Source organism: Corynebacterium sp. zg254 (assembly GCF_024701495.1).
Taxonomy (GTDB): Bacteria; Actinomycetota; Actinomycetes; order Mycobacteriales; family Mycobacteriaceae; genus Corynebacterium; species Corynebacterium zhongnanshanii.
Genome location: NZ_WIAR01000002.1, coordinates 363,171 through 387,926 on the forward strand (window position 1 = coordinate 363,171; position 24,756 = coordinate 387,926).

20 protein-coding genes, 1 tRNA gene and 1 pseudogene are annotated in these 24,756 nt (G+C 61.2%); 16 read left to right on the top strand and 6 right to left on the bottom strand.

Translation table 11 applies throughout. From position 1 onward, the window contains the following. Positions 1–2 precede the first annotated feature (2 nt). From GC425_RS07315 to pgi, 3 genes are all read left to right on the top strand, one after another. Positions 3–893, top strand: a complete 891-nt coding sequence (locus GC425_RS07315; protein WP_374707641.1) for an inositol monophosphatase — start codon at positions 3–5, stop codon at positions 891–893. A 47-nt stretch (positions 894–940) separates the two neighbouring features. Further along, positions 941–1,789, top strand: a complete 849-nt coding sequence (gene hisN / locus GC425_RS07320; RefSeq protein WP_257822735.1) for a histidinol-phosphatase — start codon at positions 941–943, stop codon at positions 1,787–1,789. A 98-nt stretch (positions 1,790–1,887) separates the two neighbouring features. Further along, positions 1,888–3,663, top strand: coding sequence for a glucose-6-phosphate isomerase (gene pgi / locus GC425_RS07325; RefSeq protein ID WP_257822737.1), 1,776 nt, complete (start codon positions 1,888–1,890; stop codon positions 3,661–3,663). Positions 3,664–3,665: 2 nt separating this feature from the next. Here pgi and GC425_RS07330 read toward each other — a convergent pair whose 3' ends face one another. Together GC425_RS07330 and GC425_RS07335 are read right to left on the bottom strand one after the other, a co-directional pair. Continuing rightward, positions 3,666–4,523, bottom strand: a complete 858-nt coding sequence (locus tag GC425_RS07330; protein ID WP_257822739.1) for a DNA-formamidopyrimidine glycosylase family protein — start codon at positions 4,521–4,523, stop codon at positions 3,666–3,668. A gap of 26 nt (positions 4,524–4,549) precedes the next feature. Then, entirely contained in the window at positions 4,550–9,460 is a 4,911-nt protein-coding gene (locus GC425_RS07335) for a DEAD/DEAH box helicase (RefSeq protein ID WP_257822742.1), read from the bottom strand. A 34-nt stretch (positions 9,461–9,494) separates the two neighbouring features. On the opposite strand from GC425_RS07335, the gene GC425_RS07340 reads away from it, so the two are divergent. The 7 genes from GC425_RS07340 to GC425_RS07370 all read left to right on the top strand — a co-directional run bounded on the left by GC425_RS07340 (position 9,495) and on the right by GC425_RS07370 (position 15,504). Next, complete coding sequence (locus GC425_RS07340; RefSeq protein WP_151843193.1) at positions 9,495–10,244, top strand: 3'(2'),5'-bisphosphate nucleotidase CysQ; 750 nt, start codon at positions 9,495–9,497, stop codon at positions 10,242–10,244. 36 nt (positions 10,245–10,280) lie between these two features. After that, positions 10,281–11,108 carry a thymidylate synthase gene (locus GC425_RS07345; RefSeq protein ID WP_151844521.1) on the top strand — a complete coding sequence of 276 codons (828 nt, stop codon included), beginning with the start codon at positions 10,281–10,283 and terminating at the stop codon, positions 11,106–11,108. Next, complete coding sequence (locus tag GC425_RS07350; RefSeq protein ID WP_151844522.1) at positions 11,108–11,800, top strand: dihydrofolate reductase; 693 nt, start codon at positions 11,108–11,110, stop codon at positions 11,798–11,800. The genes GC425_RS07345 and GC425_RS07350 overlap by 1 nt, the downstream gene beginning before the upstream one ends. Before the next feature lie 311 nt (positions 11,801–12,111). Next, positions 12,112–12,486, top strand: coding sequence for a DUF485 domain-containing protein (locus tag GC425_RS07355; RefSeq protein ID WP_370513715.1), 375 nt, complete (start codon positions 12,112–12,114; stop codon positions 12,484–12,486). 12 nt (positions 12,487–12,498) lie between these two features. Beyond that, positions 12,499–14,118: a cation acetate symporter gene (locus GC425_RS07360; RefSeq protein ID WP_257822767.1), complete on the top strand. Its 1,620-nt coding sequence runs from the start codon at positions 12,499–12,501 to the stop codon at positions 14,116–14,118. Positions 14,119–14,217: 99 nt separating this feature from the next. Continuing rightward, positions 14,218–14,290 (top strand) — tRNA-Arg (locus tag GC425_RS07365). Between the two features lie 305 nt (positions 14,291–14,595). Next, on the top strand, positions 14,596–15,504 hold the full coding sequence (locus GC425_RS07370; protein ID WP_257822769.1) for a DUF3800 domain-containing protein: 909 nt from the start codon (positions 14,596–14,598) through the stop codon (positions 15,502–15,504). Positions 15,505–15,546: 42 nt separating this feature from the next. Here the strand turns inward: GC425_RS07370 and GC425_RS07375 are convergent, their stop codons facing one another. Then, the gene (locus tag GC425_RS07375) at positions 15,547–16,476 is read right to left on the bottom strand and encodes a Fic family protein (RefSeq protein WP_257822777.1); all 930 of its coding nucleotides are present in this window, start codon (positions 16,474–16,476) and stop codon (positions 15,547–15,549) included. Positions 16,477–16,634: 158 nt separating this feature from the next. On the opposite strand from GC425_RS07375, the gene GC425_RS07380 reads away from it, so the two are divergent. Then, the gene (locus GC425_RS07380) at positions 16,635–17,015 is read left to right on the top strand and encodes a TM2 domain-containing protein (RefSeq protein WP_257822779.1); all 381 of its coding nucleotides are present in this window, start codon (positions 16,635–16,637) and stop codon (positions 17,013–17,015) included. A 28-nt stretch (positions 17,016–17,043) separates the two neighbouring features. Here the strand turns inward: GC425_RS07380 and GC425_RS07385 are convergent, their stop codons facing one another. Further along, entirely contained in the window at positions 17,044–17,316 is a 273-nt protein-coding gene (locus GC425_RS07385; protein ID WP_257822785.1) for a mycoredoxin, read from the bottom strand. A gap of 404 nt (positions 17,317–17,720) precedes the next feature. On the opposite strand from GC425_RS07385, the gene GC425_RS07390 reads away from it, so the two are divergent. The 5 genes and pseudogenes from GC425_RS07390 (at position 17,721) to GC425_RS07410 (ending at position 22,908) form a co-directional block, all read left to right on the top strand. Beyond that, positions 17,721–17,930, top strand: a complete 210-nt coding sequence (locus GC425_RS07390) for a heavy-metal-associated domain-containing protein (RefSeq protein WP_151843271.1) — start codon at positions 17,721–17,723, stop codon at positions 17,928–17,930. A gap of 9 nt (positions 17,931–17,939) precedes the next feature. Next, on the top strand, positions 17,940–20,225 hold the full coding sequence (locus tag GC425_RS07395) for a heavy metal translocating P-type ATPase (RefSeq protein ID WP_374707642.1): 2,286 nt from the start codon (positions 17,940–17,942) through the stop codon (positions 20,223–20,225). A gap of 26 nt (positions 20,226–20,251) precedes the next feature. Continuing rightward, positions 20,252–20,620 (top strand): metal-sensitive transcriptional regulator, encoded by a 369-nt coding sequence (locus GC425_RS07400; RefSeq protein WP_151843272.1) that lies wholly within the window; start codon positions 20,252–20,254, stop codon positions 20,618–20,620. 33 nt (positions 20,621–20,653) lie between these two features. After that, a pseudogene (locus GC425_RS07405) lies at positions 20,654–21,853 on the top strand (cation:proton antiporter); the annotation flags it as partial. A gap of 416 nt (positions 21,854–22,269) precedes the next feature. Next, a complete protein-coding gene (locus tag GC425_RS07410) occupies positions 22,270–22,908 on the top strand; it encodes an Ltp family lipoprotein (protein ID WP_151844532.1) in 639 nt (212 codons plus the stop codon). Here GC425_RS07410 and GC425_RS07415 read toward each other — a convergent pair. Together GC425_RS07415 and GC425_RS07420 are read right to left on the bottom strand one after the other, a co-directional pair. Beyond that, positions 22,905–23,591: a CE1759 family FMN reductase gene (locus tag GC425_RS07415; RefSeq protein ID WP_151844533.1), complete on the bottom strand. Its 687-nt coding sequence runs from the start codon at positions 23,589–23,591 to the stop codon at positions 22,905–22,907. The two genes, GC425_RS07410 and GC425_RS07415, sit on opposite strands and share 4 nt — an antisense overlap. Before the next feature lie 2 nt (positions 23,592–23,593). Beyond that, positions 23,594–24,736: an LLM class flavin-dependent oxidoreductase gene (locus tag GC425_RS07420; RefSeq protein WP_257822796.1), complete on the bottom strand. Its 1,143-nt coding sequence runs from the start codon at positions 24,734–24,736 to the stop codon at positions 23,594–23,596. Positions 24,737–24,756 lie beyond the last annotated feature (20 nt).

Below are 24,756 nucleotides of genomic sequence, written 5' to 3' on the forward strand. Positions count from 1 at the left end.
GCATGGCTTCCGATAACACGCACGCGCGCGCCCAGAACAGTTCTCCGGCTCAGGACTCTCCCATTCCGGAGGAGATGCTCAACGCAATTATTAAGACGTTCATTGTCCAGCATGTGGATGATTCGGATGAGCACTTGGCGCAGGCTTTGGTGTATAACGCGGGGCGGCTGGCGTGGCGCATGCGCGAGTCGGGACTGTCCGTGGAGCAAAAGACCAGCGTGTCCGACGTGGTAACGGCTGCCGACCGCGCCGCGGAGAAGTTTGTGGGGGACGCCCTGCGCGCGATCCGCCCCGACGATGGCCTGTTGGGCGAGGAGGGTACCGCGGTGGAATCCACCACGGGCCGCACGTGGGTGATTGATCCTGTGGATGGCACCTACAACTTCACCACGGGTTCTGATTACTGGTGTTCCGCCCTGGCGCTGGTGGAGGGCGACCCCGCTGATCCTTCGCGGGTGATCTTCGGCGCGGTGCATCGCCCGGCCATGGGCTACACGTGGTTCGGTGGTCCGTCGATCCCGACCACGCGCAACGGGGAGACGATTACTGTGTCCGACGCCCCGCTGTCCTCCTCCGCGCTGGGCGGCTACTTGCACCCCACGAGTTTCGCGGATGATTCCATCCGTGAGGCGTGGCTGTCCGTCGTGACCCGCGCGGCGTGCGTGCGGATGCTAGGTTCGGCATCCATCGACTTGGCGGATGTGGCGGCATCCCACACGGGGGTGTGGCTGCAGCATAGTTTGTGCGATTGGGACTGGCTTCCGGGTCGCGCTTTGGTGGAGGGTGCCGGCGGCGCATGCCGGAAGGTGGAGGCTGGCTCCACCACCTGGTCGCTGGCTGGTGCACCGACGGCGGTGGAGCAGGTGGCCCAGCTGCTGGAAGCGCACCGTTAGACACTTTCCATCACAGCAGTCACACCAGTCACGCTAGTATGGTGCCTATGAGCACTCACACCCCCGCACCCTCTCCCTACGCCGAGGACCTGGAACTTGCGCTGACCTTGGCGAATGCCGCGGACGCCATCACCATGGCACGGTTTGAATCCGGCGACCTTCGGATCGAGTCCAAGCCGGACCTCACCCCCGTCTCGGACGCGGACACGGCCGTGGAGCAACGTCTGCGCAGCATCCTGTCCGAGCAGCGCCCCGAGGACGCGGTGGTGGGTGAAGAGTTCGGCGGCGAGGCCGTGTTCGAGGGCCGCCAGTGGGTCATCGACCCCATCGACGGCACCAAGAACTTCGTCCGCGGCGTGCCCGTGTGGGCCACTCTCATCAGCCTGCTGGTCGATGGCGTGCCCGTGGTGGGCGTGGTCTCCGCCCCTGCCCTATCCCGACGCTGGTGGGCCTCCCAGGGAACCGGCGCATGGCGCACCTTCAACACCCCCATGATCCAGGGCCCCATGGGAACCGACCACCCCATCCCGAGCGCTGCCCCGCGCCGACTGAATGTCTCCGGCGTGACGAAGGTAGCGGATGCCTCGGTGGCCATCAGCTCCCTGACCGGCTGGGCCGACTGCGGGAAGCGAGAGCAGCTGATCCAGCTCACCGACCGGGCCTGGCGCCTGCGAGGCTATGGCGATTTCTGGTCCTACATGCTGGTCGCCGAGGGCGCGGTGGATGTTGCCGCCGAGCCGGAGGTGAACCTCTGGGACCTGGCCGCCTTGGTTCCCATCGTGGAGGAAGCCGGTGGAACCTTCACCAGTGTGGACGGACAGGCTGGCCCCCACGGCGGCTCCGCCGTGGCCACCAACGGGGCTCTCCACCAGGAGATTCTCGACTCCCTGGCCTAAGGCCACCGGCACACATTCCCGGACCCGCGTAGACTGTGGGCAATAGAAACTTTCTCGCAATCCGCGTACTACCTAAGTTATGAGGAGCGTCGCCCACAATGTCCCATCAGCACTTCGTACCACCGGCTGAACAAGACCTCACCACCTTGTATGAATGGGAAAAACTGGTGGAGCATGCTGAACGTTTCACCACTTCCCTGGGCACTCCCACCGCAGTAGATACGGGCGACACCTTGAACCTGCGCAAGCTCTTCCAGGAGCAGCCAGGCCGGGCGTCGGACATGACATTCCAGTGCGGCCCGTTGCGGGTGGACCTGTCCAAAAACCTCATTGACCCCTCCGGCCTGAACCTGCTGGTGAACCTCGCCCGCAGCAAGAAGGTGGAGGATTACCGCGTGGCGATGTTCGAGGGGCAGCAGATCAACACCACTGAGCAGCGCTCCGTGCTCCACACCGCGCTGCGCCTGCCTGTGGATCGCGACCTGACCGTGGAGGATGCCGAGGGCAACACGCAGGACATCGCCGCGGACGTGCACCAGGTTTTGGGCCGTATGCGGGACTTCGCGAAGGCGCTGCGTTCCGGTCAATGGCAGGGCATCTCCGGCCACACCATCAAGCATGTGGTGAACATCGGTATTGGCGGCTCGGACCTGGGCCCCGCGATGGCTGCAGAGGCTCTGCGCCCGTACCAGACCGCCGGCATTACCCCTCACTTCATTTCCAACGTAGACCCCGCGCACCTGGAGGCCGTGCTGGATCAGCTGGAGCAGCAGGGCAAGATCGGCGCGGAATCCACGCTGTTTGTGGTGGCGTCCAAGACCTTCAACACCGCCGAAACGCTGGCGAACGCACACGCGGCCCGCCGCTGGCTGCTGGCCCGCCTGGAGCGCACCGGCGTGGACGTCAGCACCGAGGAGCAAATCCGTCAGATCACCGCGAAGCACTTCGTGGCCGTATCCACCCACCAGGAGGAGGTCGAGGAGTTCGGCATCGACCCGAAGAACATGTTCGAGTTCTGGGATTGGGTCGGCGGCCGCTACTCGGTGGACTCCTCGATTGGCCTGACCCTCATGGCGGCCATCGGCCCACGCGACTTCACGAACTTCTTGGAGGGCTTCTACGACGTCGACAAGCACTTCAGCTCCGAGCCGCTGGAGATGAACGTTCCCGTGCTCATGGCTCTGTTGGGCGTGTGGTACACCAGCCTGCTGGGCGCGCAGTCCCACGCGGTGCTGCCTTACTCGCAGGATCTGGACCGCTTCCCGGCGTACCTGCAGCAGCTGATGATGGAGTCCAACGGTAAGTCCGTGCGCCTGGACGGCAGCGCTGTCACCACCCCCACGGGCGAGATCTACTGGGGCGAGCCGGGCACCAACGGTCAGCACGCCTTCATGCAGCTGGTCCACCAGGGCACCCACCTGATCCCCGTTGATTTCATTGGCTTCGTGAACCCGCATGTGGATCATGCCGACGCCACCGGCGCGCACAGCATGCACGACATGCTGATGAGTAACCTCTTTGCACAATCCCGCGTGCTGGCGTTCGGCAAGACAGCCGAGGAGCTGCGGGAGGAGGGCCTGGACGAGGCTCTGGTGGCCCACAAGGTGATGCCGGGTAACCGCCCGTCCACCACGATCCTGGGTGACAAGCTGACCCCGCGCACACTGGGAGCTCTCATCGCTCTGTACGAACACATCGCCTTTGTCCAGGGTGTGCTGTGGGGCATCAACAGCTTCGATCAGTGGGGTGTGGAGCTGGGTAAGGCGCAGGCCACCACCCTGCTGGACCTGCTCCACGGTGAGAGCGCAGTGGATACCGGGGACTCCTCCACCGATGATCTGATCCACCACTACCGCAGTCGCAGGGAGCGCTAGCGTTAGCTCCCCCGCGCCTGGCAGTGGGGGCACCACCAGATGATGCGCTCCAGCTCTGCTGAGTCGAGCTCCGGATCCCCTCCGGCCCATCGCCCTCCCAGGGTGGAGGTCTCGATGGGTGTTCCGCAGCGTCGGCAGGGGCGGTCGGCCCGCCCGAACACGTAGGTACTCATGCCGCGGCGCCGGTCCCCGGTGAACACCCGATGGGGTTCGAGCCTGTTGTCCCACATCACTCGGCGCGCAACCTCCAGGGCGCGGGTGACCCCTGCCTCGCTGACGGCGTCGACGGGGATGGCGGGATGCCAGCCGAGCAGGAACATCACCTCGGCGCGGTATTCGTTGCCGATGCCCGCGACCATGGTTTGGTCCACGAGCGCGGCACCGAGGCTTCGGCCGGGGCGGGTCATGATGTTGGCTACGGCGCGCTCCTGACCTGTGGATTCCCAAGTGTGCGGGTCAGCGAGGATGTCCGGCCCCAGATGCGCGATGACCTCGGGGTATGCATCGGCGGGGTGCAGGCGCACGAAACCCAGGCTGTGGCCCACGATTTCGATCTGCGGCCCGCCCTCGTGCTGCGGAGTGAAGCGAAGGATAATGCGGGCTGTGTGATGGGGCCTGCGCCAGCGAGTTCCTTGTGTGTGGATGGACCACACACCCTCCATCTTCAGGTGCGTGTGCACCAGCGTGTCCCCGATGTGCATGAACAGGTGTTTTCCGTAGGGCCATACGCGGTGGACCGTCTGGCCGGTGAGGCTGGTGGTGGCCCATCGGGGTACGCGGATATCGGTGTGGGTGACTGTTCGGCCGGTCATCCATTGCAGGCGTTCGGACAGCTGCAGGACGGAATCTCCCTCGGGCATGACGCCCAGGCTACTCGATGTTCGAGCTACTTGATGCTCAAGCCCTTGGGCACCAGGCGCGCGCCGGCGCGGGTCCAGGGGCGGAGGTCCGCGTCGAGCACCGGCACCCCGTCGATCCTCTCCACCAGGATGGGGCTCAGTCGGCCGGCGTGCACGGCGGCCTGCAATGCTCCGACGATGCGCTCTACAACAGCGGGGTCGACTGGCTGGTCGCCCTGGCTCTCGTCAACGAAGCCGTGCTGCATCACGCTGATGTTTTTGCCGCCGCGGGACATCCACGCCAGCAGCTCTCCTCCATGAAGGACCACCAGGGACCCGGCGCTGCGGGTGGGGGTGGTGGCGCTGTCGCGCACGGAGGGCCAGGGCAGCGCCGCGCCGTAGGGGTTGGCGGGGTCCAGGGTGGCGAGCACGATGGGCTCGGCGGGTCCCGCGTCCGGGACATGCTCCGACGTATGCTCCGGCGTGTCCCGCAGCTGGCCGATCACATCCCGCGGGGCGAACTGCGCCCCGCCCAGGCCCTCGATGATGTATCCGCGCAGCACGCTTCCGGAATCCTCCCACGCGGACAGAAGCCGGTAGGCCTCCGCGAATCCGCCGGAGGCCTTCTCCGCCATCACTGCTCCTCGGGTCACCACGGCGTAACGCTCGATCCACGTTTCTCCTTGCATGGCGGCCAGCTCGGTGGACGTGATGTCCCAGGTGCGGGGTAGCGCCGACCATCGTCCCGGCACGGTGGAGCGGGCACTGGCGGCCAGGGCGTTACGGCGGGCCGTGGCCGCTTCGGCGGCGAATCCGTGCGTAAATCCCCGACGCCCCAAGCGCACCCGCCGCTGGCTTCCGCGCCCGCGATCCCGGCGGGGAGCGCGATGCGCTTGTCGCCCACCACTCGTCCCAGCTTCGGCAAGGCGAGCCCGGATGGGGGCGAAAGAGTCGGGGATGATGAGGCCGGCGTCGAATAATTCCCACATCGCAGCAGTCAAGTCCTTCGCCGCCTCGGCCACGCCCGCACCCGCATCAGTCCCCAGCGAGGCGGCGAGTTCGCTGGCGAGGAAGGCACCACCGGCGTCCAGGTGGGTGGTGATCTGCAGGGCGAGCATGCTGAGCGCCGGCTCCTCCTGCGGGCGTAAGTGCAGCAGCGCCGGGGCCATATCCGCAGGCAGGAGGGTGATCCAGGTGTCGGCGCTGCCGGCCACGCCGGAGCCCACCGCGATGACGTCGCCGGAGCTCAGCAGCTCGTCCAGGTCGCCGGGCTGGTAGTCCGGGATGCGCGCGGGAAGAACCACGGTCTCCCAGGCGCTGGCGGGTAACGCCACGCCCGCCAGCTGCTCGATCACGTTCAGCAAGTCCCCGCGTTCCTGCGTGACCAGGCCATGCCAGACCTGCAGGAACCGCGCATAGGCCTCCGGCGCAACCGGCTCCACCGCACCGCGGGCCGCAGCGAGGGAGGCGCTGCGCAGGCGCCGGAGCATCGCCACGTCCACGAACAACGGCATACCCGTGCCTGTGGGGTCCTCCACGCGCTCCACGCGCTCCAGGCGCTTCTGGCTCACCCAGCGGTTCAGCAGCGACTGGGTAGCGGCCACGCCCATGCCGAACTCCTGGGCGGCCTCATCAGCCGACGACGGGCCGCGATGCCGCAGCCATCTGAGCAGCAGCTGGTCCAGCGCGTCGGGAATCACCCGCGCATCGGCCACCACGCCCGGCGGGACCGGCACACCTAGGCCATCGCGGAGCAGCGGCATGTCCTCCACCACGGCCAGCTTGGTCTGAGCGCCGAAGTTGATGCGCATGAGGCGCCGGGGAATCAGCTCCTCCAGCTGGGCCAGGCTCGCCCCCGTGGGTGTGAGGTGCTCGGTGGCTTCAGCCCACGGCTCGATCCGGCGGGCGATCTCCTCCAGGGGCAGCGGCCCCAGGCTGCGCAGCATGTCGATGGCGTGTTCCGCCGAGGCCGCCCGGCGCCCCTCGGCCAGCCACTGCGCGGCCTCCACCACGCGCCCCACCACCGCCGGGTCCAACACATGAGTCTGGGAGGAGGTGCCCAGGACCTGCGCCAACAGCACAGGATCCACCGCCAAGGCCGCCGCACGTTCGGCGGAATCGCCTTCGTACATGAACGCGCCTGTGTAGCTAAACAGCAGCGATTCCGCGAAGGCGCTGGGGCCGTCTGTGGTGACCTCCGCAACCCTGATCGCCCCGCCCGGCGCGCCACGCTCCTCCAGAGCCGTGAGCACCGTGCGCAGTGCATCCATGCTGTAGACATCGTGGACGCACTCCCGCATGGTTTCCACCATGATCGGAAACTCCGGGTGGTTGCGCGCCACATCCAGCAGCTGAGCGGCGCGCTGCCGCTGCTGCCACAGCGGCTGGCGCTTGCCGGGGTTGCGCCGGGGCAGCAGCAACGCGCGGGCGGCGCACTCCCGAAAGCGGCCCGCAAACAGCGCGGAGGAACCCACGTTATCCATCACGTCCGCCACCGCGGTGCTCGCGCGCTCCTCGGCGGGTCCGCTGCCCAGCACCAGCTCTAATCCCGGTGGGGTGTCCGAGTACGGCACGCGCAGCACCAGGCCGTCGTCGCCGGCCACGGCCATCGCGTCCACCCCGGTCTCCGCCTGGATCTGTGCCGCCAGTGCCATCGCCCACGGGGCGTTCACTCCTCGGCCATAAGGGGAATGGATCACCACGCGCCAGTCGCCAATGTCATCCTTGAAGCGTTCGATCAGGATGGTCTTTTCATCTGGAACCAGGCTCGCGGATTCCTTCTGCGCGGCGTAGTACGTGTCCAGATTCTTGATGGTGAACTCGTCCAGGAAGTCCTGGCCTTTGATGTCCCCTAGCTGGCCGGTTCCCCACTGGCGGCGGTGTTCTCCGATCGCCTGCCCCAGCTCCACCGGGCGGCCCTCGGCATCCCCGGTCCAGAACGGCAGGCGGCCGGTGTGCCCGGCCGCGGGAGCCACGATCACTTGGTCGCGTGTGATCTCCAGGATCTTCCAACTGGACGCCCCCAGCGTGAACACGTCGCCCACGCGGGACTCGTAGACCATCTCCTCATCCAGCTCCCCCACCCTGCGGGCTCCGGTCTCGCTACCGGCGGCCAGGAACACGCCGAACATCCCACGGTCCGGGATGGTTCCTCCCGTGGTCACCGCGATGCGTTGCGTTCCGGGGCGCGCCTCCAGGACGCCCGCCGTGGCGTCGTAGGTCACACGCGGCTTCAGGTCCGCGAAATCGGTGGAGGGGTAATGGCCGCTGATCAGCTCGATCACCCCGTCGAAGGCCTCGCGGGGCAGGGCGGAATAACACAGGGCGCGGCGCACGGCGGTCCACCACTGCTCCACGTCCAGGCGCCCACCCGGAGCCTGGACCGCTGCCGCGACCGTCTGCTGCGCCAACACATCCAGCGCGTTGGTGACCACGTGCAGCGGTTCCAGCTGGCCTTTCAACATGCGGTCGACCACCACCACGGCCGCTTCGGCGTCCTGCTTGTGCAGCGGATAGATCGTCGCGGAACTGGTCGCCCCCACCGTGTGGCCGGCGCGACCGCACCGTTGCACCGCGCTGGCCACGCTGGGCGGCGCGCCGACCTGCACCACGTGATCCACCAGACCCATGTCGATGCCCAACTCCAAAGAACTAGTGGCGACCACGCACTTCAGACGCCCCGATTTCAACGCCTGCTCAATATCCGCCCGCTCCTCCTTGGACACGGATCCGTGGTGGGCCCGAGCGATGACCGCCGGCGCGCCCGTGACCTGCGCCGATTGTGCCATCAGCTGCGCCGGGTCCCTGCGGGTGGGCGCGGCGAGGGACTCCGGATCGTGCTCGGCCGCCCATAGCTCGTTCAACGCGCCCGTGAGCCGCTCCGCCGCCCGGCGGGAATTCACGAACACCAGCGTGGACTGGTTGTCCATCACCTGCTGATAAATCGCCCGTTGGACGTGGGGCCACACGGACCGTTGCTGCGGTAGCGCCGATTCCTTATCGACGCCGCTGGCCACACGCGCCCCCGACCCCGCCGAACTCGCCCCTCCCAAACCTTCCCCCATGAGGCTGGGTCCGACGAGGGCCTCGTCGATGGGGGCTTCGGCGTCGGTCTCAGGATCGGCATCAAGATCAATATCGGATTGGTCCTCCGCCGGCGGCGGATCCTGAAAGTCCTCCACCACGGAGCGCACGCGCACATCCCATCGTTTGGTGATCGGCGGATTCACCACGGTCACGGGGCGATCGCCGACCAGGAAACTGGCGACGGTATCGATGGGGTTCACCGTGGCGGACAGGCCGATGCGCTGCACGGGGGCGCCGGTGACCATCTCCAGGCGCTCGAGGCTCAGCGCCAAATGCGCACCGCGTTTCGTGCCGGCAACCGCGTGGACCTCGTCCACGATGACCGTCTCCACGCCGGCCAAAGTCCCGGCGGCTTTCGAGGTCAGCATCAAGTACAGGGATTCAGGCGTGGTGATGAGGATATCCGGCGGGTTGCGCAACAGCTTCGCGCGCTCAGCCTGCGGGGTATCACCGCTGCGCACGCCCACGCGGACGGGTGCGATGCTGTGGCCGAGGGCGTCCGCGGTGCGGGCGATGCCTGCTAGCGGCACAGCCAGGTTGCGGTCCACGTCCACGCCCAGGGCCTTCAGCGGGGAGACGTACAGTACTTTGGTGGTGCCGGTTCCCCGGTGGGTGGCGGTGTGTGTGGAGTCTGATCCCTCACGCTGGGGGAGGTCAGACGGGATCAGCAAGGGGCTGGACGTGAGCGTGGACAGGGACCACAGAAACGCCGCCAGCGTTTTTCCCGATCCCGTCGGCGCCACCACAAGCGCATTATCACCTGCGGAAATGGCCTCCCATGCCTGGGTTTGCACCAGCGTTGGTTCCGCGAAGACGTCCCTGAACCATGCAGCAACGGGGGCATGAAAACGATCAAGAACGTCGGCGGGCATGTCACCAGTTAAACAGACGGCTAGACTTAGTGCCATGACTGCCGAAGTAGACGATGCAACGTTGGCACTGCGCCTGGCGTTAGGCACGGGAGAGATCCTTAAAGGCGTACGAAACGTAGGCCTGTTGCGCGACGACGTATTGGGCAAAGCCGGCGACGCCACCGCTCAAGGATGGATCGCCCGCTGCCTCGAGCAGCACCGTCCCGACGATGCCGTCTTATCCGAAGAGGCCCCCGATGATGGCTCCCGCCTGGTGAAGGACCGCGTGTGGATCATCGACCCGCTGGATGGCACCCGCGAGTACGGCAGTGGCCGCCAGGACTGGGCGGTACATATCGCATTGGCAGAAAAGGGCGTGATCACGCAGGCTGCCGTGGGCATGCCGGATCTGGGCCGTGTGTTCCACAGCAACGACATCCGCGCCGTGGGCGGCAAACCCACGAACCGCCTGGTCATCAGCCAAAACTCCTCCCCGGAGATCGGCACGTTTATTGCGGAGGAAACGGGCATGGAGTTGGTGCACATGGGCTCGTGCGGGGCGAAAACCGTCTCCGTCATCTTGGGGGATAACGACGCCTACATTCACGCCGGAGGACAATACGTTTGGGATAACGCAGCCCCCGTGGGCCTGGCCCAAGCTGCCGGTTTGCATACCTCACGGCTGGATGGATCCCCTGTGGATTACGGCGCGGAGGATACCTATCTTCCCGATCTGTTGATCTGTCGGCCGGACATCGCCGATAAGCTCTTGAGCGCCGCCGACAAGTATCTTCAGCGCGGCTAAATCGCGGGTAGACTGAGCGGCGTTAGGTTTGTGTTGATGGAAAGGTTGTCCACCGTGGCCTCTGGCGCTATCCCCACTCCGTACGAGGATCTTCTCCGGGAGATTCTGGATTCTGGCACACGCAAGCCAGACCGGACAGGAACCGGAACCACCAGCCTTTTCGCCAAGCAGATTCGCTTCGATTTAAGCGAGTCCTTCCCCCTCATTACCACCAAGAATGTGCACATTAAGTCCGTGGTGGGTGAACTGCTGTGGTTTTTGCAGGGTGACTCCAATGTGACGTGGCTACAGGACAATGGCATTCGCATTTGGAACGAATGGGCTGATGAGAATGGCGATCTGGGCCCAGTCTATGGGGTTCAGTGGCGCAGTTGGCCCACTCCCAACGGTCAGCACATTGACCAGATTTCCGGGGCGCTGGAAATGCTAAAAAAGAACCCCGATTCCCGACGCAATATCGTCAGCGCGTGGAATGTCTCCGAACTGGACAATATGGCGCTGCCTCCGTGCCACTTGCTCTTCCAGCTGTACGTGGCTGACGGCAAACTGAGCTGCCAGCTGTACCAGCGCAGCGCGGATATGTTTTTGGGCGTGCCGTTTAATATCGCCTCCTATTCCCTGCTGACGCACATGTTTGCGCAGCAAGCGGGCCTGGAGGTCGGCGAGTTCATCTGGACCGGCGGCGATTGCCACATCTACGACAACCACCGCGAACAGGTGGAACTGCAGCTGTCCCGCGAGGCCAGGCCGTATCCACAATTGAGGCTGAATAAGGCGCAGGACATGTTTAGCTATTCATTCGAGGATATATCCTTCGACGGTTACGATCCTCACCCCACGATTAAGGGAAAGGTGGCTGTGTAATGGCGAAAACTTCGTCGCGCCCCACAGGTTTTAAGCCCGGTGACTACCCCGAGATCACTCGGGAGAAGGTCAATGAGGCCATAGAGCAAGCGTTCGCTGAGGCGGGGATTTCTGGCGTGTCGGCGTCGGATATTGAGATCGCACAGATTTGGGCGCAAACCACGGCAGGCATTATCGGCGACGGTAAGGACATGCCCTGGTATTTGCCGGAGGATTTGAAGCATTTTCAACGCTCCACGATGGGATATCCCGTGGTGATGGGCCGGACCAGTTGGGAGGCGCTGGAGGCCCCCTACCGGCCGCTGCCGGGGCGCGAGAATTGGGTGGTGACGCGCAACGAGGCGTACTCGTCGCCGGGCGGGCATCGGGTGAGTTCACTGAGCGAGGCGATTGCCCAGGCCGCGGTGTGGATCAGTAAGCGGCGGGCAGACGAGCCGGAGACGGAGCTCACGCCCACGGTATGGATTCTGGGCGGCGGGCAGGTGTACGCGCAGTGCATGCCGATTTCCGACCGCGTGGTGATTACGGAGATCGACATGGTGGCACCGGAACGTTTCAGCGTGCATGCGCCGGAGATTCCCGCCGACGAGTTCGAGGAGAACGCGGGGCCGTGGGAAACCTCCGACAAGGGCCATCCCGTGGACAGCGATGCGCCCGTGGACTACCGGATTTGTGAGTACGTCCGGCGGTAGGCAACACGTGGGCAGTGCTTGGGCAGCAGCGGCGCCCGCGCAGGTATCTATATGCACATATGTAGATAGATACATCGCGACGTGACTCTTTAGTTTCCCCCACCCCCTTCCCCTCCCCCGCCGCGCGATACGGCTTCAGACCATCTGCATGTCAGATGGTCTTTTTCTATGCCTCCCCTCCCAAGGGGGTAAGAGCAAGTACTTATCTCTGCCATTTACTTTTGCAATAGAGAACGTGTTCTGTAGCTTGAATCGCAATCACAAATCCTTTGTGATGCGTTTCACTACAATGACGATTTCGGAGAAGACTGTTGAATCAGCCAGCACCCTCGACTGAGCGGCATACCCCGTCCGCTGCAGAGTTCAAGGCCTGCCAACAGAGCCCTGAGTTCCAGGAGCTCCGCTCAAAGCAGCGCGGTTTTACCTTTCCGCTAACCATCGCCGGATTGGTGTGGTTCATGCTGTACGTGGTTATTGCCATGTACGCACCAGGCGTATTAAACAAGCCGGTTTTCGGCAACATTAACGTGGGAATCCTCATGGGAGTCTCCCAGTTCGTAACCACCTTCGGCATTACCTGGATGTACGTGTCCTACGCCAACAAGAACCTCGAGCCACGATCCCAAGCAATCCGTGAGTCCCTCGAGCACCCATCCGCCAACCCACCATCCACCACGGTGGCATAAGGAGCACACACCATGACTTTCTTTACTGCCGCCGACGCCGGCGCAAGTGCTGGTAACCCCATCCTGAATATGACGGTGTTCGTTGCCTTCATCGTCATCACCCTGGGCATCGTGGCATACGCCTCGAAAAAGCCCCAAAAGTCCGCGTCCGACTTCTACACCGGTGGAGCGTCCTTCTCTGGAACGCAAAATGGTCTGGCCATCGCCGGTGACTACCTTTCTGCCGCTTCCTTCCTGGGAATCGTCGGCGCCATCGCGCTGACCGGATACGACGGATTCCTGTACTCCATCGGATTCTTCGTAGCCTGGCTGATCGCACTGCTGCTGGTCGCTGAGCCGCTGCGTAACACCGGTAAGTTCACCATGGCCGACGTGCTGTCCTTCCGTCTGAAGCAGCGCCCCGTGCGCGTGGCCGCTGCCTTCGCCACCCTGGGCGTGTCCCTGTTCTACCTGGTGGCGCAGATGGCCGGTGCAGGTGCGCTGGTGTCCGTGCTGATGGATATTCACGACAAGACCGCACAGGCTGGCATTGTGGCCGTTGTGGGTGTGGTGATGATCGCCTACGTGCTGATCGGTGGCATGAAGGGCACCACCATCGTGCAGATGATTAAGGCTGTGCTGCTGTGCTCCTGCGTGGTCATCATGGTCATCATCATCTTCGTGCTGGTGAAGGGCAACTTCTCTGAGCTGCTGGCACGCGCCGTGGAGTCCCATGGCGGCAACACCGCCATCCTGGAGCCGGGCCTGAAGTACGGCAAGTCCGATGTGACCAAGCTGGACTTCATTGCACTGGGACTGTCCCTGGCCCTGGGTGTGGCTGGTCTGCCTCACGTGTTGATGCGCTTCTACACGGTTCCGACCGCGAAGGAAGCACGCCGGTCCGTGACCTGGGCGATCATCCTGATCGGTAGCTTCTACCTGCTGACCCTGGTTCTGGGCTACGCTGCTGCAGCCTTCGTGGGTCCTGAGCGCATCAAGGGCGCCCCAGGTGGAGCGAACGCCGCTGCACCGCTGCTGGCCCTGGAGCTTGCCGGACCAATCTTCATGGCCGTGATCTCCGCCGTGGCGTTCGCCACCGTGCTGGCTGTGGTGGCAGGCCTGGCCATCACCGCCTCCGCCTCTGTGGCTCACGACTTCTACAACTCCGTGCTGCGCAACGGCCAGGCCACGGAAGAGGAGCAGGTCCGCGTGTCCCGCATTACCGTGGTGATCATCGGCATCGCCGCGATCCTGCTGGGCATTGGCGCCATGAGCCAGAACGTGGCCTTCCTGGTCTCCCTGGCATTCTGTGTGGCAGCGTCCGCAAACGTGCCGACGATCCTGTACTCCCTGTACTGGAAGCGCTTCAACACCACGGGTGCCGTGGCCTCCTTGTGGACGGGATTGCTCACCGCGATTGTGCTTATCATCTTCTCCCCTGCGGTCTCCGGCAGTGAAACCTCTGTGCTGCCGAACGCTGACTTCGCATGGTTCCCACTGACCAACCCAGGCTTGGTATCCATCCCAGCTGGCTTCTTGGCCGGTATCATCGGAACCTTCCTGGGCAAGCCAGACAACTTCGACGATCTCCAGTCGGAGATGGAGGTTCGCTCCCTCACCGGCGTGGGTGTGGAAAAGCCAGTGGATCACTAAGTTCCGCTTGCGCCCCGGCGGAAGGCTTCCAGCTTTCTGGCCGGGGCTTTGCTGTAGTTTTTTCTCAGCGCAGCAACACGGTAAAGTCTGTGGTGCTATGCCCTAGTAGCTCAGTGGATAGAGCACGGCTCTCCTAAAGCCGGTGTCGGAGGTTCGATTCCTCTCTGGGGCGCATTGTGATCAGTCGGGACATAGTTGACATTGTCAGTCGCGACATGGTTGACAGGTACCGCTCTAGGGTTGGGACGTTGTTCTTTCCCTGGGGCGGTATTTGTTTTTAGTGCTGGTGTACACTTTGGACAACAAACGAACTTACCCCCCTAGTTGCCCCCATCATTGTACGCACCTCCAGCTTCCTGTAACGTGATGTACGTAAGCCAGGGTTGAGCGTATGCAAGAATACCCAGGGCAGCAACTCCAGGGACTCACTGCGGAAGCGGTTGAGTCCCTGTGCTTTTAGACGAAAGTAGATAATCCATGCTCTTCGCCTATCTCGACGAAATCGGCAGCCCTGGAGCCTTTGTTCATCCTAGGCATTCTCGCTTTAGCGACAGCCCAGCATTTGGATACGGCGGATTCATAATTCCTGAAGAAAAAGTCCGTGACTTTGGAGCATACTTTTCCTACCATAAAAAAGTATTCTTCCGAAACGAAATCCCAGCAGATATCGATCCTGGACGCTGGGAGAAAAAGGGAGCAGACCTCCTCTTCGCAAGAGTAGCCGAGGAGCGACCACAAAATCTACGAATCTTGGGGTCACTCATAGAAGAGCTACGGCAGTTCAAGGGGCACCTTTTCTACTATGCAGAAGAGAAACCCGTTGGAACCCCCAAAGAAACCAATTGTGGACAACTCGAGTTCAAAGAACGCGAAGAGACAGCGATGCGCGAAGCCCTCAACCGCATTGCACGCCATGCTGACACGAAGAAATCAAACGTTCTAGTCATGATTGACCAAGTTAATGAGAAATCTCGAATTCAACGGCTTCCCGCAATGTACGCACATATTCTTGGCCGTTCATCAGACCACCCTGAAATGCGACGCCTCATCGAACCGCCCATGCATATTGATAGCGAGCTTTCAACGAACATTCAATTTGCGGACTGGATATGCGCACTCGTCAAGCGAGCTATTGACTACCAACTCGTAGAAGACTCCCGATACCATTGGGTTCCTGAAGCAAAACAGCTGAAATCAGCTCGGGGATTATTTACTTACGAATCCAAGCTACACCTTCACCAGCGCACCATTAATGACCTGAACCATTCCGACATCCTCAATTCTGAACGGTCACTTTTCGACTCAACACGTAGCTCTTCCCTCGATAAAGAAAATATGCAAAAACTAGAACGTATACGTGCCGCAACCTTCAAATCATCAAACTAGATCATATCCATCCTAGGATTGAAAACTTTGAACCTTAGAAGATCAACGCTCAAACTGTTCATTGAGGTGAGTCAGCAATTCTCCCTGAGCAGATTCCAGGAAAGACAGCATTGAGTGTACAAAGAACGTCAGCTCAGCGTGATTTTTGGGGTGCTCAGCGTCCTGAAACGCTTTGTAGTAACGCGTCTTATGGGCAAGAAGGTGTCCAGAAAGCGACAGAGCAGTTGGCTTAGAAAGCAGCTGTGCCAACCTCATGGTTAGCAGAAATCTTCCGAAACGACCATTGCCATCATAAAAGGGATGGGTATGTTCCAGCATAAAGTGTTCTACCATTGCATTAACTAACCCGATGCCTTGCCGATCCGTGGAGGAGTCGAGCATCACCTGCATTCTGTCGATGATATTCTGTTCCCCCACCGCACCAGCATGAATAGTGTACATGCCGTTAGAGATGGATACGCTTCCTGCGCGGAAGAGTTGCCCATCAAGCTCATCTTCATCGGCCAGCTCATATGAAAGCAGCATGTCATAGACCTGCCGAATATCTGCAACAGTCTGGGGGTATCGCAATGCTCTATCTACATTGAATGCCTCGGTGTAAGTTTGCACCATTTTAATAAAGGGGCTGCATACCTCTCCTCCATTTCGCGCAAGACCATGCACAACGGTCAAGGCATCCATAATCTCTGTGTCAGTGAGATAGATCTGCTCGATCTCATGAGTGGAACGAATCTCTTTCACCAGCAGTTGCGTGGTATAACTACTCCGCACACCTTCTGGCAAGGATTGCCAGATGCCAGCGATGCTCATCTCATTGACCCAAATACGATCTATCAATCGAGACAGCGCGGTAGTCATCAGCACAAAGGTCCGATCATCTCTTACCATATAGCTCCAGTGATGTGTAGCTGGCGAATCCCATCGACGCCGAAGCTCATCTGCCACGCGAATGTCCCCATCTCCGTTAGCCATGTGAAACAGGGTCTTGAGTGGCTTGTAACTCGACGACATTGTGTAACCTCCAATGCAGAAGATCTGCTATCTTCCGTTGAGTGGAATAAACTGAGAGAACCAATAACACAACCCCACGGGACCACCCCACGAGCGTCTCCGTGAGACAAGGACACACCATGACCATCGCCGGACGCCCAGAAAACCCCTACTCCTCCGGTTACCACCACAGCAACAACGCCCAGCCTCAGCCCCAGGCTTTCCCTGGCAATCAACCACAAAGCGTGGACCCACTCCGTCTCCAAAAAGCGCAGATGGAGTACGACGATAGGAAAAAGAATCCCTTAGTGATGTGGCTACTGTGGTTATTCCTAGGAACCGTCGGCGCACACCGTTACTACTTGGGCAACATCGTCTACGCGGTGTTTATGACGCTCACACTGGGAGGATTCGGACTATGGACCCTCATTGATGCATTCTTCATCGCTTTCGAGATGCGGAGGAAGAACCGGGCCATTCGCGCCGAGATATTCGCCGCAAACGGCCTCACCTCGTTCTAATCATCCCCCGTGGTTCACCGCTAAAGAATCAGCTCAATTCTTCAAGCTTGGCGGCAACATCCGCCACGGGCGGGTTGGTCATGTGCGTACCGTCGGAAAAGCGCACCGTTGGCACGATCCTATTGCCGTTGTTCACGGACTTCACCCATTCGGAATCCTCTGCGGCATGTGGGCCGTTGTCGGCGTCGATTAAGGTATGGGGAATATTGTTCGCGTTAAGGTCCGTGATCAGCTTCTTGCAGTAGGGGCACCAGTCTGCGTAGTACACGGTGACCTTGTCGGTGATGTCGGTGGCTGCCATGGTCAGCTCCTTTACTCTTGTGCGTTCGATGACTGCTGGCTACCTGCTGAGCTCAGCGCGTTGTCCCTATTCTAGTGCGACAGTCTAATGCACCCCCGGATCTCGTTCAGGTTCACGGAAGTTCCATGGCGGTCCGCCGTGAATCACGCCGACCCCCTCCTGAGGTGATGAACCAGAAAGCAGACGGTATAGTAGAAGTCAACATGACCGGTTCCGCTACCCACTCAGGTGGGAGTCCAGGGCCGGTCCTCGTTTGTCTTAGCCACTGATTACGAGGGCAATGCGTGGGACAAACTCAAGTAATTCACCCCCCTTGCAAGATACCCCATAGGGGTATAAATTGGTGACGTAAGCAGATACCCCCGGAGGGTATCCTCACACAATTGCTATCGAGGAGGACAATCATGAGCACCCAAGAGTTTTCCGTCACCGGAATGAGCTGCGAACACTGCGAAGCATCCGTTCGCGAGGAAGTCTCCGAAGTTCCCGGCGTCACCGGCGTGGACGTGAGCGCCACCACCGGCGTCCTGACCATCACCGCAGACGGCAAGGTCGACGAATCCGCCGTGATCGCCGCCGTTGAGGAAGCTGGCTACACCGTCACCGCACGCTAGGCCGCAGCGATGAGCACCGTCCCCATGTCGACCGACGCCGGCCTCAGCGATCATTACGAGCTCGCGATCAGCGGCATGACCTGCGCGTCGTGCGCTCACCGCATCGAACGCAAGCTCAACAAGCTTCCTCACGTGGACGCCAGCGTGAACTACGCCACGGAAAAGGCCTCCGTTCTTGCCGCACCTGGAGTGACCGTAGAGGAACTCATCGCCACCGTGGAAGGGGCGGGGTATTCGGCAACGGATGCGACTGTTCGTGAGGAAGAGCCGGCGCTGGACGCCATGGATCCGGAAGAGCACTCTGATCCGGAACTCACCAGCCTGCGGCAGCGCGTGATCGGGGCGAGCATCCTCACTATTCCCGTCATCGCGATGGCGATGATCCCGCCGTTGCAGTTCACGAATTGGCAATGGCTCTCCCTCACGCTGGCTGCACCTGTAGTGGTCTGGGCTGGTTGGCCGTTCCACAAGGCCACCTGGGCGAACCTCAAACACGGTACCGCCACCATGGACACCCTCATCACCATGGGCACGGCTGCCGCTTTTCTGTGGTCGCTCTATGCTCTTTTCTTCGGCTCAGCCGGTGAGCCCGGACTGAAGCATGGGTTCCACTTCACGCTCACCCACTCCCATGGTGATGCGAATATCTATTTGGAAGCCGCTGCAGGCGTCACGATGTTCGTGCTGGCCGGGCGCTATTTTGAAAAGAAGTCCAAGCGCGAAGCGGGCTCGGCTCTGCGTGCCCTGATGGAACTGGGCGCCAAAGAAGTATCCGTGGTGCGGGACGGTACCGAAGTACGTGTGCCGGTGACTCAGCTCCGCATCGGCGACCACTTCGTGGTGCGTCCCGGTGAGAAGATCGCCACGGATGGCGTGATCATGGAGGGCCACTCCGCCGTTGATGCTTCCATGCTGACGGGCGAATCTGTGCCCGTCGATGCAGCTCCTGGGGACAGGGTCACTGGTGCCACGATCAACACCTCCGGCCGGTTGCTCGTGGAAGCCACGCGCGTGGGCAACGATACGCAGCTTGCGCGCATGGCCGCGATGGTGGAGGACGCGCAAACCGGAAAAGCTCAGGTCCAGCGCCTGGCCGATAACATTTCCGGGATATTCGTACCCATCGTCCTAGTGATCGCCCTCGTCACGTTGATCGCCTGGCTTGCGACGGGCCACGGCGCCACGATGGCATTCACTGCCGCCGTCGCCGTCTTGGTCATTGCCTGCCCGTGTGCATTGGGGCTCGCAACCCCCACGGCTCTGTTGGTGGGCACCGGACGCGGTGCGCAGATGGGTGTGCTCATCAAAGGGCCTGAGGTTTTGGAATCCACCCGCGCAGTGGACACGATCGTGCTGGATAAAACCGGAACCATCACCCAAGGGCAGATGACGGTCGTGGACGTCATCACCTTCCCGGAGGTTCACGGCAGCGATGCAGAGACAGTTCTCGCCATGGCCGGGAGCGTTGAAAGCGCATCCGAACACCCCATCGCCCAGGCCATCGCCCGCACCGCTGCTGAGCGCGTAGGCACTCTGCCTACCGTGACGGACTTCCACAACCTCGAGGGCCGCGGTGTCAGCGGGACCGTGGACGGGCAGGACGTTCAGGTGGGACGACTGAGCCTCTTCGAGGATTCCTCTTTTATCGCCCCTTCCCTCCTCCAGGCGAAGGAATCCGCGGAACACAGCGGAGCAACAGTCGTGGCCGTGGGTTGGAACGGACAGGTACACGGCCTCATCGCTGTAGCCGACACGCTGAAAGACAGCAGCTCCACAGCACTCCAGCAGCTCACACAGTTGGGTCTTCACCCCATTCTCTTAACCGGTGACAACTCAGCCGTGGCACACCACATCGCCGACCAGGTGGGCATTACGGACGTGTACGCGGACGTCTTGCCGCAAGACAAAGTGGACGTGGTGCGCGAGCTCCAGGACCAAGGCAAGGTCGTAGCCATGGTGGGCGATGGGATCAACGACGCCCCCGCGCTCGCTCAAGCAGACCTCGGCCTGGCCATGGGCACCGGCACGGACGTGGCCATCGAAGCCGCAGACATCACCCTGGTCAGAGGTGACCTCACCAGCGCAGTCGACGCAATCCGCCTATCCCGAGCCACACTGTCCACCATCAAGTCCAACCTCTTCTGGGCCTTCGCCTACAACACCGCGGCCATTCCCATCGCGGCATTCGGCATGCTCAATCCTATGCTGGCAGGCGCAGCGATGGCCTTCTCAAGCGTCTTTGTGGTGGGCAACAGTCTGCGCTTGCGTCGATTCCGCTCCACCACCCACTCATAAAAGAACCTCAGATTGGCCAGCACACCATGACTATCGAATACGACAACCTCGCCACCCCATCCGAGTCCACCGAGCCCACCGAGTGCAACCACTGCGGCTCTGAGAATCACCAACACGGCTACATCGCTGACAAGGAAAGCTATCTGCGCCGCATGAAGCGGCTGGAAGGGCAAGCCCGCGGTATCGCAAAAATGATCGAAGAGGAAAAATACTGCATCGACATCCTCACCCAAATCAGCGCGCTCACGAAAGCCGCCCAAGGAGTTGCCACTGGTCTCCTCGAAGACCATCTTCACCATTGTGTTCTGGACGCCGCGCACATGCAGGACGAGCAACTCACCCAAGAGAAAATAGCAGAAGCCAGCAGCGCTATTAAGCGCCTCATGCGCTTTTAAAAACCCGCCTCACAATCTTGTAGTATTCCCCTCATGACAGGTAGCGATGAACTTGTACTCGCCGCGGGCGCGGTGAATCCAGACGTCCTTGCCTCCTTCGCATGGATCATGGGCGCGGCACTGATCAGCCCACTGATCTCCTTCGCCACCGGCAAACGCATCCCCGCCACAGTCCTGCTCATCGCATTCGGCATGATCATCGGCCCCAACGTGTTGGGACTCGCCAGCCTCGACGGAGGTGTAGGCCTCATCCGTGAAATCGGCCTGGGCATGCTCTTCCTCCTCGCCGGATTCGAGATCAACCCCAAAGATCTGCGCGGCAAACAATCGCGCAGCGCCATCAGCACATGGCTGGTCTGCCTTCTGCTGTGCATCGGAGGCGCCTTCGTCCTACTCGGATCTGAGAACCGCGCCACCGCCATAGTTCTGGCCATCGCGCTGACTTCCACTGCCGTCGGCACGCTGATGCCCATCATGCGGCAACAGGACATGCTGAACAACAACGTGGGAAAGTCCCTGCTAATTCATGGCGCGATCGGCGAAATCGCACCCATCCTGGCCATGGCGTTGCTGCTGTCCACCCGCGCCACCTGGCTGACCATCGCCATCCTCCTGTTCTTCGTCCTCATCTCCATCACCGTGGCCCTGCTACCGTCCGTAGTGAGTTTCATCGCGCCGTGGCTTAGCCGAGCCATGGCCGACGGCGCCGGCTCCAATAACCAAACGGTCCTGCGTCTCGTGATTACCATCCTGGCTATTTTGATGGCCGTGGCCGCCGTCTTCGAGCTGGATGTAGTGCTGGGAGCATTCGCCGCTGGCTTCATCCTGCGGCAATTGGTCACCCCGGAGCGCTCCGACACCATGGAGCACCTGTTGGACATCGTGGCCTTCAGCTTGTTCATTCCCGTATTCTTCGTGTGCTCCGGCATGGGCATCGACCCGGACGCCGTGGCCAAGCACCCCTGGATGACTGTCCTGCTGGTTCCCCTCATCTACGTCACCCGAGGTCTGCCGATCTTCCTGCGGGAGCAGTTCATGGATACCGGATCCAAGCTCGAAGACTGGCGCGAGCGTCTGCAACTATCGCTGTATGCGGCCACCGCGCTGCCGATCATTGTGGCGGTCACCGAAGTGGCGTTGCAATCTGGGTTCCTCGAGGAAGAAATCGCCTCCGTGCTGGTGGCCGCCGGATCCTTGACGGTCCTGCTGTTCCCACTGCTGGCGTACGTGATTAAGTCCAGCGAAGAGGTCAGCAACGACGAGTCCGAGGATGAGGAATCCTCCGCCACCGATTCCGATGCTCCGTCTCGACCGGCTCCCCAGGCAGCGCACGCTCCTGCGGCTCAGTCCACGGAGAAGGATTCTCCGCATGAGGAGATCCACGAGGACATGGCCCGCGTGTTCGACAAGCGTTCCTCCGACAACTAAACCTGCCGAAAATACTCCAGCCGAGACTCCTGCCCCATAGCCCACACGCTGACACTTCGTTCACATGTTCGATTTTTTCACTTAGTTTTAGAATGCAGTGTATGTGGTGAAAACTAGATTGATTCTCAGCTCCTGCAGCACCCCCAGTGCCGTACAGAGCAGACGTTTCTTTTCACGCGTCAGGTCCCATCAAACCTGACCCAGAGGACTAGGAGTCACCCATGACTGCTCCCCATCATCAGAACCCGTACCACCAGCCCGGCATCAACCAACAATCACACACTCCCCAGAAAAAGAAGAGCGGCATCCCCAAGTGGGCCGCCATCGCCGCAGGTATCCTCCTAGTGCTGATCATCATCGGAGTGGCCGGCGGTGGCGGAGACAAAAACTCCACAGAAAACTCCTCCACCGTGGCATCCTCACTGGGCATGCAGGAAGCCGCCATCCCCACAGAGCAGGCCACCAGCGGGGACAACGAACAACCCATGGCCGCTCCGACAGCAATGGAATCGGAGGAACAAGCCCCTCAGCCCCAGCGCGCTACCGAGTCCGTCCCCCGGGAGTTCCAATCCGCTGCACGCAAGGCCAAGACCTACTCGGACATGATGCACATGTCCCGTCAGGGAATCTACGACCAGCTCGTCAGCGAATACGGCGAACAGTTCAGTCCGGATGCCGCCCAATATGCGGTGGATAACTTGAAGGCGGACTACAACAAGAATGCGCTAGAGAAGGCAAAGACGTACGAAAAGCACATGTCGATGTCCCCCAGCGCTATCTTTGACCAGCTAACCAGCGAATACGGCGAGAAGTTCACCCCAGAGGAGGCACAGTACGCGGTAGACAATCTGGGCAATTAGTTGCCGTCGTGTCCCCGCAACAGAGTCATGAAATCCGTGACGTTGGTATCGACCTGAGTGCCACTGGTTCGCACTCGGTGAACCCCCGTATCCCGCGCCGAGGGATGCTGGGGACGGTCCATTGCTGGAGCCAGCCCAGCAACCGCCCCCTCAGTGGACACGATATGGTCAGCCAGCTCCACGGCTGCGCGTTGAACTCTGTTGTCGAGGCCTGAATCCGCGCCAAAGTAATCTGTCGCAGCGAATACTCCGGTAGGCATGATGACCGCTCGCAAATGGGTGAACAAAGGACGAAGCGCAAAGTCGAGAACGAGACTATGGCGCGCCGTTCCTGCGGTGGCCGCAATGATCATCGGCATTCCATTAAGAGAATCTGTGTCCAACGTGTCCACAAACATTTTGAACAGGCCTGAATAGCTTGCAGCAAAAACCGGGGTTGCCGCAATAAGTGCATCGGCATTACTCACCTCATCGTGTGCGTGGCGCAACTCCTCCGAAGGAATGCCAGTGCTCATCATTGTGGCCAAGTCCATTGCCAGAGAGCGGATATCAATGTAAGCAACGTCAATCCCCTCCCCTTTACGAGCAACATTGGACTCCACCGCACCGGAAATCCGCTCCGCGAGCATACGCGTGGTGGATGGAGTCGATAGCCCGGCATTCAGCACAACCAACTTTTTCATGACTACTCACCGTCCTGAGCATCGTTGTCTGGCATCGCTGCAGGTGTCACGGCATGGTGACGGGATGAAGCTCCTTCGGCAACCAAGCTGGCGTGGGTCGGAGGGTCGGATGGAACGTGCGCCGTGCGTCGGGCTTCAAATTCTCGCCGAAGGACAGGAACCACGTCCCTACCCAGGATCTCAATCTGCTCGAGCACCACATCCTGCGGCAACCCCGCATGATCAACGAGGAACAACTGGCGCTGGTAATCACCCACGGCATCGGCATAGCTCAGGTACCGTTCAATAACCTGCTCCGCTGTACCCACAGTCAACGGCGTGGAACGCTCGAAGTCTTCCAGGGAAGGGCCATGTCCATACACCGGGGCGTTATCGAAGTACGGGCGGAAGAAGTTCTTCGCTTCTTTCTCCGTATCGCCGATGAACACCTGGCCGCCCAGACCAACAATCGCCTGGTCAGCCCGCCCGTGGCCATAGTGTTCAAAACGCTGACGGTACAGGTTCACCATCTGCTGAGTGTGGTCAAGCGTCCAGAAAATGTGATTGTGGAAGAACCCATCGCCATAGAATGCGGCCTGCTCTGCTATCTCCGTAGAGCGAATCGAACCGTGCCAGACAAAAGGCGGGGTTCCATCAAGCGGTCGCGGAGTGGAGGTAAAGGACTGCAGTGGGGTGCGGAACTCCCCGCGCCAATTCACATTCTCCTCACGCCACAGGCGGCGCAGAAGGTGATAATTCTCAATGGCAAGCGGGATTCCCTTCCGGATATCCGCCCCGAACCACGGGTACACCGCCCCGGTGTTGCCGCGCCCCATCATCAGATCCACGCGGCCATCAGCGAGGTGTTGCACATAGGCGTAGTCCTCTGCGATACGGACCGGATCCGTAGTGGTGATAAGGGTCGTGGACGTTGAAAACTGGATGTTGCTCGTCTGAGCAGCCAGATGCGCCAGGAGAATCGTAGGGTTGGCCGGCGCAACGAACGGCGGGTTGTGGTGCTGGCCTGTCGCAAAGACGTCCAAGCCCACTTCCTCCGCCTTTTTCGCCATGGCCACCGTGTTGCGAATGCGTTCATGCTCGCTGGGTGTCTGCCCGGTCGTGGGGTCTGTAGTGACATCGCCGATAGTAAAGATTCCGAATTGCATAGCCCCATCATACACAAAGT